Raw genomic sequence first — 15,794 nt, 5'->3', positions numbered from 1 at the left:
GGTGAGCCATTACCTCACCAACTAGCTAATGCGCCGCAGGCCCATCTGTAAGTGATAGATTGCTCCATCTTTCCTAACTCTCTCATGCGAGAATGTTATTTATCCGGTATTAGCACACGTTTCCGTGGGTTATCCCAGTCTTACAGGCAGGTTGCCTACGTGTTACTCACCCGTCCGCCGCTAAGCTATCCCCGAAGGAATATCTCCGCTCGACTTGCATGTATTAGGCACGCCGCCAGCGTTCGTCCTGAGCCAGGATCAAACTCTCCATTAAAAGAGCTGATTGCTCAAAATTTACTTACTAGCTTGTCTCAACCAATCGCTCGAAAGCAATGATCTCGACTGTTTGAGATTCGTTAGAACCTCATCTATTCATTCACTCGTTGTTCAGTTTTCAAAGGACAATTTCATTCTTTTTCGCGTCCACCGTTTTTAGCGGCGACTTCTTTAATGTATCACATTCAAGTTCTTAGTGTCAAGCGTTTTTTAATTTCTTTTTCGTTGAGAAGCTCTCAACCGTGCTTGCTATAAGGTTTTGAATGCTGCCGTTTCAGCGGCGAGATTTAATTTAACATAGACTACACAACAAAGTCAACACTTCTCATCAAACTTTTTTATAGAAGTAATATTCAGAAAAGTTATTTGTGATTAATGTCGTTAATAAACAAAAAAGGCAGTCAGTTGACCACCCCATTATACATATAACAAATCACTTGGATTCGATCCTATATTTAACTACGAGTGTACTTGCATCATTAGTATCTGTAACAAGTACTTCTTTCACTAAAGATTTGCTAATGAGTTTGTTTAATAACATGGGGAGTTCTCTATAGATGTTTGCAAGCTCAGGGTAGTCGCGTAACTCTTCCAGGCTTTGCGGCTCCTGCCTGCTTCCTAGAATACGAAGCAGTGGTGTACAACAACGACTTGTTCGTGAGACAACTGAAAACTCACAAGCAAGAAGGACAAGCTGAACACGCTGCTTTAAAGTCTCATTACTCATTGTAAGTTCTTCAAACAACTTATAGATACCCGGGTTAATTGAACGTACCTGCTTCCATATTGCACTCTCTGGATAATCATCTGCTTCTATAATAGCTATCTTTGCCCAATGATTAAGCGCCTGTAATATACAAGTATACGCATCTAATACTTGCTCTTCCAGCAAATACGCTCGGCTCTCTTGATACTTTTTCAAAAAGTAAACAAATTCATTAAGTAGTCTACGTTCCTTCATGTCTATCGGGTTATTGACAATATTGTTACGAAGACTCGTAAGCTGCCTATCTCGCTCCACAACAATCTCTCCTCTAATTAACCATCCTGAAACCTCTGAATCCTTACCCTCAGCGGTTAAGCGCTCGAAATCGCTTACTAAAAACCACTTTTCTTGGATCCGGATATCGCCCTTTATGTAATACAAAGTACGATTGTGCTTCGAAGTATCGCATGTTAAGATTAGCAACAACAGGTCAATACCTTGCGTAATCAAGCTAGGTTGTTCATCAATCGTTACTTGAATTACACCTTGAATGTTTTGATCGTGTGCAAATTTGTCGTTGTAATTATTGAAATTTTTCGGCATTATCATTGCCCCCATATTTGACGCAACACTGTAGTCATTTTTATCAAAAGAATTCTACATACATGTGTTCGTTTCCTGCTTATTAAGAATATCAATATTACGAAGTGAAAGAAGTGATTGTAACGTATGGAAAAAGCATCAAAAATTATGAGATCCAGCAAAGTAAATGAATTCCGCTTATGGGGACTCCTCCTAACAATGGGCGGCATGATGCTGATGATCGTTGGATTAGCAGGGATTGTATTTGACTGGGGAACTTTCGGACGAGTTCTCGCCATCATCTTTGGCGCAATTGGTATGGTAAGTATGCTGGTAAGTATGGGCGTATACTTCTGGGCAGGAATGCTCTCCACATCGGCTACTGTTATCGAATGCCCAGAGTGCGGCAAACAAACCAAGATGTTAGGAAAGACAGACCGCTGCATGTTCTGCAAAACGATCCTGACACTTGACCCGAACCTTGAATCTAACGCAGCCCCAACATCAAACAGCTAATGATGTAAAACAAAGGACTCTCGCCTAAGCGAGAGTCCTTCTTTTTTCTTCGAACATATAAGTTAAATGTATTATGGCCGTTTCGTAAGACCTTCCTCAATGACTTTCCAAATATCCGGTGTTTCAAAACCACGTCTCCAAGAAGCAATACCTGCTAAATTAAACTTCTTCACGATTTCCGTCCGTGCTTTCATCGAAACGGCATCCTCGATCCAAATTTTATTCAGCTTATCACCTTCTTTGTATTCCACATAATTCTGACCGACTTCGGGCTGGAATACAGGCGTTAGTTTGTTTTCGCTAATAATACGTTGTGCCCGCTCCATAAAGATAGCTCTCGAAGACACTTTGGTCTTCCCATCAACGATCTCTTCTGTCCATAAGCGTGTATAGCTGGGTACACCTAAAACTAGCTTCTCAGGTGGAACTTCATCTTCATCTAGAATTTTCTTAATCGCATTCTCTACCCAAGGAAGGGATGCAACTGATCCTGCTTTCGGACTTGTTGCCCAGTGCTCATCATAGCCCATTAGCATCATGTAATCCACAGTTTGTGCAAGTGCACGTCGATCTAGGAAGAGCGACCACATCTCAGATTGTGACTTAGGCGTAACATCAACGGAGACAACTAAATTCTGTTCATGTGCAAGTGGTGTAAACTCCCTTACAAATTGAACGAAGTTCTGTTTGTCTGCAGTAACTACATTCTCAAAATCGATATTGATACCTTGCAGCTTGTACATCTGTGCAAATGAGAGGAGCTGCTTAATCATTTTCATACGCGTATCATAGGTAGCAAGTGCTTGCGTTGTCTGCTTCGGTTCAAATCCGTTATCAAACAGTGCCCATACCTGCAAACCGTTATTCTGTGCCCATTTTACATAGGCTGCATCTGCAGTATTGTTTAAGTTCCCTTTTCCATCTGCAAGGTGGAACCATGTTGGTGAAATAACATTCAGACCAGGCATCGCAGGGATCTTGGAAGTATCGGGATTCTTCGAAGTCACATGCTCCCAAGTCATATTGATTTTACCACCAACAGGTTTCCAGGGAATATATGGTTCAGGTGGAACTTTGCTCGCGATTTTCTCCGTATGATCAATCTGGATGGATTGTTTCTCTACGTAACCAAGCATGCCATTCTTGCGTTGTACTTTGTACCAACCATTCTCTTCGCCCCATATCATTACTTCTTCTTGTGGAGAAAGATCGCCGAGAATTGGATTAGTAACCCCTGATCGAGTCCGTATTGGCACGGTTAATGTCTCTTTGTCTTTCGCAAGGACTGATCCCCAAACGATCGAATCCCCACCCTGATTCACAATGGTGATTCCTGTCTCATCACTTTCTCTAATGTCCAAATGGTACAGTTCAAGCAAGGGATCAATGGGAACGTTGACGACTTCACCCTTCTTATCAATTGGAAATTTGAGCGTATAAGGTTTCTCATTAATCGTAGATGTTAATCCTTTGGTACGCAGTCGAACAACTTTATTCTCTGTTGTAACAATGACGGATTGACTCGCTTCTTCATAAATGGCAGACGGATCAATCTGTTTCTGAATAAAACCAAGCGGAAGTTTCAGACTTTCCTTGCTGCCAGTTGCATCTGAATCGGACAACTCCCCTTTATAGAAAACAGGCTTTGTCTTCCCATAATACTCTATACCTACATGCTCCGTACTCGGAACTTCACGATTGAAATAATAAAATGCAGCGACAACTACTCCAGCGACACACAAGAATAGGAAAAGTAAAGATAAACAACCTTTTTTCTTAATCATCATCACACACCTTTGCTAAAAATAAAAAAGACGCACCCATCACTCGTTATGACACGAAAGTGAGGACACGTCTATTATACTAGAGGCTATTCATTAATGTAAGTATTGCTTGGAGGCTGTGGCACACTCATGACAAGTTCCATACACTTCAAGTCGATGACCTTCTACATGGAAGGCAGTCTGCTCACTAGCTGCTTTCTCAACGTTATACAATGGAGGATGTTCGAAATCGACGATTTTGCCGCAGTGTACACACATTGCATGATAATGCTCACTCATGTCAGCATCAAATCGCGAAGAACTGTCTCCATACGTTAATTCTCTAACTAGGCCAGCTTCAATAAATACTTTTAAATTATTATAAACTGTAGCTACACTCATATTCGGAAACTTCGTCTCCAATGCTCGATAAATTTCATCAGCAGTTGGATGTTCCATGGACTGTAGCAGGAATGATAAAATCGCATGGCGTTGCGGTGTCATCCGAACTCCATTATTCTTCAGTTTATTCAATGCCTCCGACAGGTTCTCAGACATATACTCACCACCTACGCGACTATTACTCTAACTTAATACTTATTCTTATATTGTAAAGCTGCAGGCGAAATGTTGTCAATGCAAGTTATACAAGAGCTTTTATTTAATTTTGGATAGCGTAACTTGGCCAATCGTCTTGATTGTGATTAGGTGGGCGCCTGTTCCATTCTTACCTTCAATTCCATCCTTCTTGTGAATATTGTTGAAGTCGGATCGGAAACTTCCCGTTACTTGACCCTCCACCTCAAAATCAGCCTCTTCCGGCAATGAAAGATGAACCGAACCAATGGAGTTATTAATATCCCAATCGCTATTAATTTGTGCAGAACTAATTCCTATCTTGCCTGTTGTGGTATGCGCTTGAACGGACCCACCAACATCGGTAATATTGATCGCGCCAACTGTAGACTCTGCTGTTAAATCACCACTAATCTTGCTCACTTTCAATACACCTGTTGTTGTCTTTGCCACTGCTTGACCTTGAATTTGTTCTAGCTTAATTTCGCCATTCGTCGTCTCTGCGAACACTTCTGCTTTCAGATTAACAAGTTCTATCGAGCCGTTCGTAACGTACGAACGCATATGTTCGAGTATAGGTACGTCTTCTATTCGTAATTGACCATTAATCACTTCGATTTGATAGTTAACCGATGTTGACTTGGGTACTGTGATATCTAAGTTCATAACAGCCTGATCCTTATTGATCCCCAAAGTCGAATATGTTTGACCTTCTGCTCGAATCTGAGTATCGTCACCTGTTGTAAAATGAATATAGGACTGATCTGCAATTTTCTTCGCTTCATCTGCATTTGGATGTCGGACTACAACTTGCGTTGCTATCTCCATATCTTGTACATCACCACTGCGAATATTCACGCCACCAGACACATTATTCAGCGTAATCTGTTGTGTATCATTATCAACCGGCACAATTGTCTTCTCTAATTCAAATGTATGCTCATTGACATTGGTACTAGAAGTTATTTTCACTGCTTCACCAGATTGCAGACGCGCGACGGGCGCACTCTCACTATCCTTCTGCTCATCTAAGAAAACAATAGGCGAATTAATATTGAGCCCCTTAATATACTCAATTGCCGTTGATGCATGTACACTACCAACAATCACAACCGCGATTAATACCGAAAGCATGATACCGAGTAAATCTAATCGAAGTGGACGATCTGTCTTTTTGTATTTGGAGCTAAAGTAAATAAACTCAAAACCTAATAGAATTAAGAAAACTGGCCACCAATTCAGTAGTATAGGAACTGTTGAAATGGTTGTGAATTGCTCTAGGAGTAACAGACCACCTACTATTAGTAAAAGAAGTGCTGCTGTATATCGACCGACTTTAATCATCGAACTCCCCCATCTTAACGTTTACGCATATTCATAACAACCATAAACACACCGATTCCAATTAATATAATACCACCTACATAACTCCCTAATGCTTGTACGAGCGCTGCTAGCCACGTTGGCTTCATGCTAACCATAAAGAAGAAACAGCCTGCCGCGATGATGATAAAGGCAAGTGAATTACTTCCTGTTACTTTACCAAAGTCACTCGGAACTTCGCCATAAATCGCTAAGTTATGATTGATTCGATCTGTGTATTGAAGAGCATCAAAAATCGTATAAAAGTAAGTAATAGGTATTAATAATGAAGCAATGACGATCATACCTGAATTAGATGGCCCTACGCCTTGATCCGCATTAGATACAAGCGTTACGACTAGAAAAATACTAAACGCAAGGAAGAACATAAACATGACTCCGCGCTGCATTAACCCTAAATACATATGTCCTGTGCCAGGGATAAAGGCCGATAACATACCTGAAGCCCATTTTTTCTTACGCGGATAAGTAGTTGGATATGGTGGGAAATCATGATAATTAGGTGGATACGGTGGTTGATCATACGCTTGCTTGTTGTAATTAAATTTCTCATTCATTGGGAATGATTCTCCCTTCTCATTTTCGTTAGAATGTAAAATACCCTGATATTCGCTCGATAAAATGGGTAACTTCAAGTACGGTTGTGTTCAAAGAAAGAATCTTCCCAAGCACACCTGCCTGGATGAAAATATAAGTGGCTGCAGCGGCAACTGCCCCATGTATAAGATCTCGGCGTAATTGTACAATACCACTTGGCGCATCCTTAGCATGTGTACCCTGCTGAGAGACCACAACATGAACTTGATTCATAACTCGATCTGTGAAATCAGCAGACGGCTGTTCCCTTCTGCTATCTTCGAGCCATTTACTTACACTCTTGCGCAGTATTTCGTCGTCTGGAATCAATTGATTGTTCATGTGCTTCCACCTCCATCCATTTATTCTTTAGAAGTGATTTACCGCGGTATAACCTTGTTTCCACTGTCTTGATCGGCAAATTCATAAGTGCTGCAATTTCTTGATAAGATAATTCTTCAAAATGATACAAAAACATGATGTCCCGGTATTTATCCGGCAGTCCGGCAAGCAAGTGATGTACCGTATCTCGCTGCTCTTGCTTCACTGCAATCCCTTCAGGTCCTAGATTGTCATCTGCCCACCAGTCTTTGACTTTATCCAGCACCATCTGCAAGGGTTTACGCTTCTGGGAACGCCGATAGTCGATCACTTGGTTCATGATCATTCGATATAGCCATGTCGTGAACTTGGCATCTCCTCGATAATGTTCGAGGTTACGAAACACTTTAATAAATACTTCTTGCGCTAAATCTTCCGCGGTCTCCCTTTGGCCTACCATTTGGTAAATAAATGTGAAAACCCGCCCTTTATGTCGATCTACCAAATAACGATACGCATCTACGTGACCTTGACGGATTGATTCGATAAGCTGTTCATCCGTCAAATCCTCCATCGCAGCACCCGCCCCATCTTTCATTTCATATTTCATTTGACGTCGATCATGATCTTAACCCTTCAAACTAGGAAAAAATTTTTACACCGCATCCTGTTAATTCCTTCATTCATAGTTTACTTCTATTTTATTCAAAATCCAAAGTGAAATTATAACCATAAAAAAGCGACATACGCTATGATATGTCGCTTCTTCCTATGAGTAGCCTATCGTAATTAGCTATTTAGCGCTTCAACGATCAGCTTATTTACCATACCAGGGTTCGCTTTCCCCTTACTTTCTTTCATGACTTGTCCAACGATAAAGCCGATTGCTTTCTCGTTACCACCTTGATAGTCAGCAACCGATTTCGGGTTATTCGCAATAACCGCAAGCACAATTTCTTTAATCGCACCCTCATCGCTAATTTGAACAAGACCTTGTTCCTCAACGATCAGCTTCGGCTCTTTGCCTGTCTCTAACATTTCTTTAAAGACCGTCTTCGCGATCTTAGTAGAGATCGTTCCGCCTTCGATCAAGTTGATCATCTCACCTAAGCTTTTACCTGTGATGTTCACGTCTTTAAGTTCCAAACTGTTCGCATTGAGGTACCCGAGCAGATCACCCATGATCCAGTTCGATACTTGCTTCGAGTCCTTCGTAAATTGAAGAGACTCTTCAAAAAAATCAGCGAGTTTCTTCGAAGATGTCAGCACTTCCGCATCGTAATCTGGCAAACTATACTCGGCTGTATAGCGCGCTTTACGTGCATCGGGAAGCTCTGGAATGGAGCTGCGCACACGATCTTTCCAAGCATCGTCAATATGAATGGATACAAGGTCTGGATCTGGGAAGTAACGATAGTCATGAGACTCTTCCTTCGAACGCATCGAAATCGTCTTTCCTTGCGCTTCATCCCAGCGGCGTGTTTCTTGAACAACCTTCTGTCCGCTATCTAACACTTCCGCTTGACGAATTTCTTCATACTCAAGACCACGTTGTACACCGCGGAAAGAGTTCATGTTCTTAAGCTCAGCACGAGTTCCAAATTGCTCTTGTTCCCATGGACGAATGGAAATGTTCGCATCGCAACGAAGTGATCCCTCTTCCATCTTCACATCAGACACTTCGCAATACAGCATGATCGCTTTTAACTTCTCCAAATATGCTCTTGCTTCCTCAGGTGTGCGAATATCGGGTTCCGACACGATCTCAACTAGCGGAGTACCTACACGGTTAAAATCGACAAGTGAAGCGTAACCGCCATCTACGTGTGTTAGTTTACCCGCATCTTCTTCCAAGTGTAATCTCGTAATCCCAATACGCTTGGTCTTACCGTCTACTTCAATATCAATCCAGCCGTTCTCGCCAACTGGTTTATCGTATTGAGAGATCTGGTAAGCTTTCGGTGAATCGGGGTAGAAGTAGTTCTTGCGATCAAACTTTGTTTCGGCTGCAATCTCACAATTAAGCGCCATCGCTGCTTTCATCGCAAATTCCAATGCTTGACGGTTCAGTACAGGCAATACACCTGGATGACCTAAGCAAACTGGACAAGTATGTGTGTTCGGCGGTGCACCGAATGATGTCGAGCATCCGCAAAATATTTTGGAATTCGTATGCAGTTCAACGTGAACTTCAAGTCCTACGACGGTTTCATATTTACTAGTTGTCACTGACAATCGCTCCTTTCCTTATCCAATTACAGCTGTGGACGCTGTTTATGATGATCGGTATGTTGTTCGAAGGCATGAGCAACACGTAATACGGTAGACTCATCTAGCGCCTTTCCGATAATTTGTAAACCAACAGGCATGCCATCAACCAATCCGCAAGGTACGGAAATTGCCGGTACACCTGCAAGGTTAACTGGAATGGTTAAAATGTCATTGAGGTACATCGTGAGCGGATTGTTCACTTGCTCGCCGATTTTAAATGCAGTTGTCGGCGCAGTCGGCCCGATCACGACATCATATTGTTCAAAAACTTGATCAAAATCTTGTTTAATCAATGTACGAACTTGTTGTGCTTTCAAATAATAAGCATCATAATAACCCGAAGACAGCGCATACGTACCAAGCATGATCCGGCGCTTCACTTCCGAGCCGAAGCCTTCACTGCGGGACATATGGTAAAGTTCAAGCAGATTATCTGCATTATCCGAACGAACGCCATAACGAACACCGTCATAGCGAGCAAGGTTCGACGAAGCTTCAGAAGATGCAAGCAAGTAATATGTTGCAACCGCGTATTCGGAGTGCGGCAAAGATACTTCCTCACAAATAGCGCCAAGACTTTCAAGTACTTGAAGCGCTTCTTTCACGCGAGCTTTAACCTGCGGATCAATTCCGCTGCCAAAATATTCTTTAGGCACAGCAATACGAAGACCTTTGATGTCTCCAGATAGCGCTGAGATGTAATCCGGAATATCGACCTTAGCAGATGTGGAATCACTTGGATCGTGTCCAGCAATTGCTTGAAGCAGGTATGCCGAATCTTCAACGTTCTTCGTAAGTGGACCGATCTGATCCAAAGAAGAAGCAAATGCAACTAAACCAAAGCGAGATACTAGACCATAAGTTGGCTTGAGTCCTACTACACCACAATAAGCAGCAGGTTGACGAATCGAACCCCCTGTATCTGAACCAAGCGAGAAATAAACCTCACCTGCAGCAACCGATGCTGCCGATCCGCCTGAAGATCCACCTGGTACGTATTCCACGTTCCAAGGGTTATAGGTTGGATGGAAGGAAGAGTTCTCATTGGAACCTCCCATTGCAAACTCGTCCATGTTCAGCTTCCCTACAGTTACAGCGCCTGCTTCTTTCAATTTGCGAACAACAGTTGCATCATAAACAGGGTTATAGTTCGACAAGAATTTGCTTGCACATGTTGTTGTAAGCCCCTCTGTTACGATGTTATCTTTAATACCGATCGGCAAACCGAATAACAAGCCACGTTCTCCGCCACTTACGAGCTGTGCATCAAGCTCAGCTGTGCTCTTACGTGCTTGCTCTTCATTTAATTTAATAAATGCTTGAACTTTCGGCTCCACTTGTGCAATTCGATCATAAGATTGATTCAGCAAATCTGTCGCACTGATTTCACGTGCATGCAACATGCTGTGAATCTCTTGTAATTTCTTTTCAAATAAAGACATGATTTCGCTCCTCCTTCCAAGCTATGTAGTTCTATTCTAGAACAGCTGGTACTTTAAATTGACCTTCTTCTTCCTCTGGTGCATTAAGCATGACTTTCTCAATTGGCAGAGATGGCTTAACTTCGTCTTCACGCATCACATTGTTCAAAATCATCGCATGGGAAGTCGGCTGAACACCCGTTGTGTCTAGTTCCCCCAATTGCTCCGCATACTTCAAGATTGCGTTTAACTGATCCGTAAATTGATCCTTCTCTTCGTCCGTTAAGTCCAAGCGTGCCAGCTTGGCCACATGTTCAACATCTTTTAACGTAATACTCATCACAGACACTCCTTTAAACGGATACTATCCTTTATTAAGGCAGCAAGCCGTTTCTTCTTGTCCAACAATTTTTTAAAAAATGTGTTGAAAGATTGTACTATTATAGCCTAGAAATTACGCTAACTCAATGTATGCGCATGACGGAGTAAACAAAGAACTCCCTCCAGCTTGCGCAAAGAGAGAGTCCTCTGATCTGTTACGAATTAACCAATAACAACGAATGCTTCAACACCAGCAGGTGTTGTTCTTGTGCGGAACAGCAATCCGCTAAAGTTAAATATACGCAAACGATAACGCACTCGTGTTAATGTGGTGATTGTTGGAAATATACACACACCGAAATTATCAAAAGATGCCTCCGCCACGACTCTTCCATTAAATGTTAATTGCGCAAAAAATCCTGCTGATGTATCAAAAGTAACGCCATTACGATCACACCATACAATTGTGAACCTGCTTAATAATTTACTCGATGTCTTATGCGTGCGACTCACTTTAATTCTTCGACCGGCAAACTTCAAATTCTGCACAGGTTTATTAGCCATAAGCTTCACTCCCTTCATCACAAGTTAATGTATGACTAGCAATGTGATAAAGTTCGGATGATAGATTAATTGATTCGCCTAATTATCTAGCTTCTCCTCAACAACTCCGCTCCTATCCGCATACTATGGAAGGAATTTAGCGTTGCAAATGCAAACAGGAGGCTGATGATGAATAAACTAGAACCTACTCTTCGGGTCATGATGAAACAAAAAAAGGTTCCAGATCGAGTAAGTGTCATTATTAGACTGCATAAACGACCGTTCTCTCTTGCTTGGAAATCACTTCAAAAAGAAATGCGACAGCAAGGATATCCAATTAAGCTAGGATGTAAACTCCCTATTATTCATGCCGTTGCCGCAAAAGTGCCTGTTACTTCATTACATTGGCTAAGTAAACATCATCAGGTGAAACGCATCTATCAGGATCGAGTGAAAAAAGTAAATTTAAATATTGCAACACCCTCAATTGGAGCAACACGAACACATACGAAAGGAATCACAGGTAAAAATGTTGGAATCGCGATAGTGGATACGGGTATATATCCCCATCCGGATCTCATTCGACCATTGAATCGGATCGTAGCCTTTAAAGACTTTATCAATGGAAGAACGACGCCTTATGATGACTATGGTCATGGCACGCATGTTGCTGGAGATGCAGGAGGCAACGGCAATTCCTCAAAGCGCAAGTATGTAGGCACTGCTCCGCAAGCCAAGCTTATAGGCGTCAAGGTGCTCGATCAATACGGTTTCGGCTCTGACTCTACCATTATTCAAGGTATTCAGTGGTGCTATGATAATCGTGCCAAATACAACATTCGAATTATTAATCTCTCACTAGGCGGTACAGCGACAACTTCGTATCTAAATGACCCCGTTGCTCTTGCTGCGGAGAATGTAGCGAAAGCAGGAATAGTTGTCGTAGCTGCAGCAGGTAATTCTGGACCAGGGAGTGGTACGATTGAATCTCCCGGTATTGCTCCATCTGCCATAACTGTTGGGGCATCAGATAGTCATCAGACGATTCGCTTATCAGACGATACACTTGCTACCTTCTCATCTCGCGGCGTTGCAAAAGGCGGATATCTCAAACCAGATTTACTCGCTCCAGGTGTTAACGTGGTATCCCTACGTGCACCGGGCTCTACACTCGATAAGCAGTTCCCAGAAAATCGTGTTGGGCAGGGCTACTTCCGATTAAGCGGTACGAGTATGGCTACCCCTCAAGTCGCTGGCGCAAGTGCGCTATTGTTGCAACTACAACCTGCTCTTACTCCCAAATCACTCAAATCGAAATTGATGCAGAATGCTTATTCCCTTGGACTAAGTCCTAACAAACAAGGTAAGGGCATCGTGAACGTTCGATTCATATCATAAAAAAGAGGACTCGTGCAAAATTGCTACGAGTCCTCTTCACATGTGACTATTAGATCCATGCTCTTAAATTAATTTGTCTGATGAAGTCTTCAGCAGTCTGCGGCTGCGCTTGTTCTTCAGCCTCAACCTCTTCTACTTCTTCATCATCAGGTTCCCCGTTCATCAAACGGAAAAACAATTCTTCATTTTTCGTTGCCAGTGCAAAATCAATGAGTGCTTCCCGTTCGACAAGTTCGACTGCTTCTTGCATGAGAACTTCTTCGGGCTCAATATCATTTGCAGGTACAAAGAAATGCTTATTTATTTTCGGTACACGGATCATATAGTCAAAAATATTGTCCGGGTTCCGGTCATAGGCAATGACAAAAGCATACTCCCCAATCGGCAAGTTCTGCTCAATACTATCTTCTACAATATATACTTTCTCTCCTAATTGCAGCATGATTGTTCCCTCCCCATGCTTGAGTACCAAAATATGATTTCTATCTATGGTACTAAAAATTAGAAGACGTGTCTATTCATTTGCTAGAATTATTCTAAATTGGTAATTGAATGACTCCGCTACGTGAAATTGATAGTTTCTCATAACCTTCCTCGGTAATTAAATACGAATCTTCAACCCCGACTACACCGCGACCCGGGAATGTAAATTTCGGTTCAATCGCAATGACCATTCCAGGTTGAAGTGGAATCGGGAACCCTTTGGCAAGCACAGGCAGCTCATCCATCTCCAGTCCAATACCGTGACCTAGGAACTTCACTTGATTGTCCCCATATCCCATAAAATGATCGGCAAGTCCAGCGTCAGCTGCATATTGGAGTGCATCCACATATAGCTGCTCACAAATTGTACCTGGTTTAAGGCTTGATTCTGCAAGTTTCTGAATTTCTACGGATACATCATACGCATGCTGTAAATCTTCGGGTAGTTCGCCAAAGACCGCTGTTCGTGTCTGGTCGATCACATAACCATCGATGCAGCAGCCAAGATCGAGCAGAAGTGGTTCGCCGATGCCGATCGGGCGCTGCGAGGAGCTCTGCGGCGATGCAGTGCTTAAACCACGGCCGCCACCGGGGCCGTCGAAGTAGGTCGGCTCCGCAGCAGCCGACCCCGCCGCTACCATGCCGGTGACTAACTCGGCATTGTAAGCCCGCATGCGCATGATTCCCGCATGCTGGCGAAGACGAAGCTGATGTTCGATGAACGCCATCAGCTCGAACTCCGGCATGCCCGGGCGGACATGCCGCAGGGCTGCTTCAAGCGCCGCGTCCACAGCGCTTGCGGAAGTGCGAATCGCCGCGATTTCATCCGGCGATTTGATCATGCGCAGCTCCCGCAAGAGTCGGGAGCCGTCCACCCACTGCGCGCCAAGGATGGCTGCTTCCAAGCGACGGAACGTCGCGACGGGAAGCACATCCAGCTCCGTGGCAAGCACAAGGGCTGCACCAGCGCTGGCCGTATCCGCGCTGGCGGGAGCTTCTTCGCCGCCGCTAGCCGCTAGGCCGGCGGCGCTGTAAATCTCTACGCCGGCGCTGCTCTTCGCGCTCACCTGCGGGTAGCGCGCAGCGAGGCGCTCTTGCAACGTGCGCAAGGAGCCGAGCACTTCGACTTCAAACGCAGATTCCTCTTCCGCACGCGAGATACTCCGTCGTACCATGAATACCGATTCTCCAACTGCTGGAACAAACAAGTATCCATTCTGCATCGATCCTGTCATGTAATATAAATCAATATTTTGTGTAACGACGAATACGTCGATTCCATGATTATTCATTCCTGCTTGGAGCCGCTGCTCCCGCTTTTTATAAATAGACTCAGTCACTTTCAGATCCACATCCTTTTCTCATTAACACGCTCCTTTTTATCATACAATAGGTTACCATTTATTATCCAATTATTTCATCACAACACAAAAGACATCCAAACTCTCGTCTGGATGCCCTTGTCTGTTACACTATACTAGCACTTAAACGGTCTACACAATCCACAGGAAATAATAACGAGTAGAATGAACAATACAAGAATTTCTCCCTTACCCCAGCGACCTTTCGTTTCAGTTCCACATCCAGCATGATGAACATGAACAGGTTTACACATCGGCTTCGGTTGACAATGGTGGACTAGAGGTTGTTGAATTGCTGGGCTAACATAAACTGGCTTATTACAGCCATCCCACATTGGTTTCTCCATAATTGGAGTTGGAGCAACATACAAATATTGTTTTTCCATTTGTACCGGTTTATGCATAACTGGCATAGGAGCTACAGGCATTGGTGTTACTGGAGCTGGCATTTGTATCGGGTTGTATTTTTCCATGTCGAACACCTCCTCAATTTAGTCATTCGTAAAGGGTTAATCTGTACTTCCATCAACAGTCTATGGGGAATCACCTCTCCCGAACACGGTATACACCTACTCCGCAGAAATTAGACAAATACCGATCATGAGACAAAAAAAGAAGCCAGAGCATCTGCCCTGACTTCTTCTCAACCGCCGCTTACACGTGCGGGTTATTCGCTTTTTCAAAACCAATTGTCGTCTTACCGCCATGTCCGGGGTACACAATGACATCATCCGCAAGTTCGAACAATTTGCCGTGGATGGAGTCTAATAAGTCATTCCCATCGCCGCCAGGCAAGTCAGTTCGACCCACAGATAGCTTAAACAGAACGTCACCGCTGAACAAGTGGTTATTCCATAAGAAAGACACACTTCCCGGTGAATGTCCCGGTGTATGCATCACTTGAAGTTGAATGCCTAGCACATCAAGCACTTGCCCTTCATCCAAATCAAATTCAGCATCATCTGTGCTGATGGGACCTGTCACTTCAGACCATCTCGTCGAACCGTTCTTACGTGGATTTGTCAGCCAATCTGCTTCTAAGGCATGCAAGTATACGGGACAACCTTTAGCTTTACGAATTTCCTCAACACCGCCAATATGATCAAAGTGCGCATGTGTAAGTAGAATCGCCTCGATCTTCATATCTTTGATTCGCTTCACAAGCGGCTTCGGATTCATACCTGGATCAATAATAACTCCACGGCTTCCGTCTTCTGTTGATAACAAGTATGCGTTAGTCCCGAGTGGACCTAGAGCAAATGATTCGATTCTGATCATATCTATATGTCTCCTTGTA

The 15,794-nt window shown here is 43.3% G+C and carries 17 protein-coding genes and 1 rRNA gene; 2 read left to right on the top strand and 16 right to left on the bottom strand.

Going from position 1 to position 15,794, the window contains the following annotated elements; all coding sequences use genetic code 11:
- A 16S ribosomal RNA gene (locus NV379_RS19040) occupies positions 1-274 on the bottom strand; the annotation flags it as partial.
- Between the two features lie 435 nt (positions 275-709).
- Complete coding sequence (locus NV379_RS19035) at positions 710-1,585, bottom strand: nucleotidyltransferase-like protein (protein WP_258208925.1); 876 nt, start codon at positions 1,583-1,585, stop codon at positions 710-712.
- Positions 1,586-1,732: 147 nt separating this feature from the next.
- Here NV379_RS19035 and NV379_RS19030 point away from each other — a divergent pair, with 147 nt between their 5' ends.
- Entirely contained in the window at positions 1,733-2,080 is a 348-nt protein-coding gene (locus NV379_RS19030; protein ID WP_258208924.1) for a DUF2614 family zinc ribbon-containing protein, read from the top strand.
- Between the two features lie 71 nt (positions 2,081-2,151).
- On the opposite strand, the gene NV379_RS19025 is transcribed toward NV379_RS19030, so the two are convergent.
- From NV379_RS19025 to NV379_RS18980, 10 genes are all read right to left on the bottom strand, one after another.
- Complete coding sequence (locus NV379_RS19025; protein WP_258208923.1) at positions 2,152-3,864, bottom strand: glycosyl hydrolase family 18 protein; 1,713 nt, start codon at positions 3,862-3,864, stop codon at positions 2,152-2,154.
- Positions 3,865-3,957: 93 nt separating this feature from the next.
- Positions 3,958-4,401, bottom strand: coding sequence for a peroxide-responsive transcriptional repressor PerR (gene perR, locus NV379_RS19020; protein ID WP_258208922.1), 444 nt, complete (start codon positions 4,399-4,401; stop codon positions 3,958-3,960).
- 99 nt (positions 4,402-4,500) lie between these two features.
- Positions 4,501-5,763: a DUF4097 family beta strand repeat-containing protein gene (locus NV379_RS19015; protein WP_258208921.1), complete on the bottom strand. Its 1,263-nt coding sequence runs from the start codon at positions 5,761-5,763 to the stop codon at positions 4,501-4,503.
- A gap of 14 nt (positions 5,764-5,777) precedes the next feature.
- The gene (locus NV379_RS19010; protein WP_258208920.1) at positions 5,778-6,359 is read right to left on the bottom strand and encodes a hypothetical protein; all 582 of its coding nucleotides are present in this window, start codon (positions 6,357-6,359) and stop codon (positions 5,778-5,780) included.
- Between the two features lie 28 nt (positions 6,360-6,387).
- Positions 6,388-6,720 carry a hypothetical protein gene (locus tag NV379_RS19005; RefSeq protein WP_258208919.1) on the bottom strand — a complete coding sequence of 111 codons (333 nt, stop codon included), beginning with the start codon at positions 6,718-6,720 and terminating at the stop codon, positions 6,388-6,390.
- Positions 6,668-7,309, bottom strand: a complete 642-nt coding sequence (locus NV379_RS19000; RefSeq protein ID WP_258208918.1) for an RNA polymerase sigma factor — start codon at positions 7,307-7,309, stop codon at positions 6,668-6,670. Before NV379_RS19000 ends, NV379_RS19005 begins: the two co-directional genes overlap by 53 nt.
- Before the next feature lie 179 nt (positions 7,310-7,488).
- Complete coding sequence (gene gatB, locus NV379_RS18995; RefSeq protein ID WP_258208917.1) at positions 7,489-8,928, bottom strand: Asp-tRNA(Asn)/Glu-tRNA(Gln) amidotransferase subunit GatB; 1,440 nt, start codon at positions 8,926-8,928, stop codon at positions 7,489-7,491.
- Positions 8,929-8,954: 26 nt separating this feature from the next.
- Positions 8,955-10,412, bottom strand: a complete 1,458-nt coding sequence (gene gatA / locus NV379_RS18990; protein WP_258208916.1) for an Asp-tRNA(Asn)/Glu-tRNA(Gln) amidotransferase subunit GatA — start codon at positions 10,410-10,412, stop codon at positions 8,955-8,957.
- Between the two features lie 31 nt (positions 10,413-10,443).
- A complete protein-coding gene (gatC, locus tag NV379_RS18985; RefSeq protein ID WP_308860308.1) occupies positions 10,444-10,731 on the bottom strand; it encodes an Asp-tRNA(Asn)/Glu-tRNA(Gln) amidotransferase subunit GatC in 288 nt (95 codons plus the stop codon).
- 203 nt (positions 10,732-10,934) lie between these two features.
- Positions 10,935-11,276, bottom strand: coding sequence for a hypothetical protein (locus tag NV379_RS18980; protein WP_258208914.1), 342 nt, complete (start codon positions 11,274-11,276; stop codon positions 10,935-10,937).
- A 168-nt stretch (positions 11,277-11,444) separates the two neighbouring features.
- On the opposite strand from NV379_RS18980, the gene NV379_RS18975 reads away from it, so the two are divergent.
- Positions 11,445-12,653 (top strand): S8 family peptidase, encoded by a 1,209-nt coding sequence (locus tag NV379_RS18975; RefSeq protein WP_258208913.1) that lies wholly within the window; start codon positions 11,445-11,447, stop codon positions 12,651-12,653.
- A 49-nt stretch (positions 12,654-12,702) separates the two neighbouring features.
- Here the strand turns inward: NV379_RS18975 and NV379_RS18970 are convergent, their stop codons facing one another.
- From NV379_RS18970 to NV379_RS18955, 4 genes are all read right to left on the bottom strand, one after another.
- On the bottom strand, positions 12,703-13,095 hold the full coding sequence (locus NV379_RS18970; protein WP_258208912.1) for an ATPase: 393 nt from the start codon (positions 13,093-13,095) through the stop codon (positions 12,703-12,705).
- A 94-nt stretch (positions 13,096-13,189) separates the two neighbouring features.
- Positions 13,190-14,482, bottom strand: coding sequence for a M24 family metallopeptidase (locus tag NV379_RS18965; protein ID WP_258208934.1), 1,293 nt, complete (start codon positions 14,480-14,482; stop codon positions 13,190-13,192).
- 131 nt (positions 14,483-14,613) lie between these two features.
- Positions 14,614-14,970, bottom strand: a complete 357-nt coding sequence (locus NV379_RS18960; protein WP_258208911.1) for a hypothetical protein — start codon at positions 14,968-14,970, stop codon at positions 14,614-14,616.
- 181 nt (positions 14,971-15,151) lie between these two features.
- Positions 15,152-15,775, bottom strand: a complete 624-nt coding sequence (locus NV379_RS18955) for an MBL fold metallo-hydrolase (RefSeq protein ID WP_258208910.1) — start codon at positions 15,773-15,775, stop codon at positions 15,152-15,154.
- Positions 15,776-15,794 lie beyond the last annotated feature (19 nt).

This window comes from Paenibacillus radicibacter, assembly GCF_024721995.1.
Classification (GTDB): domain Bacteria; phylum Bacillota; class Bacilli; order Paenibacillales; family NBRC-103111; genus Paenibacillus_AM; species Paenibacillus_AM radicibacter.
Note: the sequence above shows the minus strand (reverse complement) of the source record. Positions and strands in the feature narration are given on the sequence as shown.

Coding starts and splice junctions, on each gene's coding strand:
- NV379_RS18980 (WP_258208914.1), bottom strand. CDS start 11,276: ATGGCTAATAAACCTGTGCAGAATTTGAAGTTTGCCGGTCGAAGAATT.
- perR (WP_258208922.1), bottom strand. CDS start 4,401: ATGTCTGAGAACCTGTCGGAGGCATTGAATAAACTGAAGAATAATGGA.
- NV379_RS19025 (WP_258208923.1), bottom strand. CDS start 3,864: ATGATTAAGAAAAAAGGTTGTTTATCTTTACTTTTCCTATTCTTGTGT.
- NV379_RS19005 (WP_258208919.1), bottom strand. CDS start 6,720: ATGAACAATCAATTGATTCCAGACGACGAAATACTGCGCAAGAGTGTA.
- NV379_RS18970 (WP_258208912.1), bottom strand. CDS start 13,095: ATGCTGCAATTAGGAGAGAAAGTATATATTGTAGAAGATAGTATTGAG.
- NV379_RS19010 (WP_258208920.1), bottom strand. CDS start 6,359: ATGAATGAGAAATTTAATTACAACAAGCAAGCGTATGATCAACCACCG.
- NV379_RS18975 (WP_258208913.1), top strand. CDS start 11,445: ATGAATAAACTAGAACCTACTCTTCGGGTCATGATGAAACAAAAAAAG.
- gatC (WP_308860308.1), bottom strand. CDS start 10,731: ATGAGTATTACGTTAAAAGATGTTGAACATGTGGCCAAGCTGGCACGC.
- NV379_RS19030 (WP_258208924.1), top strand. CDS start 1,733: ATGAGATCCAGCAAAGTAAATGAATTCCGCTTATGGGGACTCCTCCTA.
- NV379_RS19015 (WP_258208921.1), bottom strand. CDS start 5,763: ATGATTAAAGTCGGTCGATATACAGCAGCACTTCTTTTACTAATAGTA.
- gatA (WP_258208916.1), bottom strand. CDS start 10,412: ATGTCTTTATTTGAAAAGAAATTACAAGAGATTCACAGCATGTTGCAT.
- NV379_RS19000 (WP_258208918.1), bottom strand. CDS start 7,309: ATGAAATATGAAATGAAAGATGGGGCGGGTGCTGCGATGGAGGATTTG.
- NV379_RS18955 (WP_258208910.1), bottom strand. CDS start 15,775: ATGATCAGAATCGAATCATTTGCTCTAGGTCCACTCGGGACTAACGCA.
- NV379_RS18960 (WP_258208911.1), bottom strand. CDS start 14,970: ATGGAAAAATACAACCCGATACAAATGCCAGCTCCAGTAACACCAATG.
- NV379_RS19035 (WP_258208925.1), bottom strand. CDS start 1,585: ATGCCGAAAAATTTCAATAATTACAACGACAAATTTGCACACGATCAA.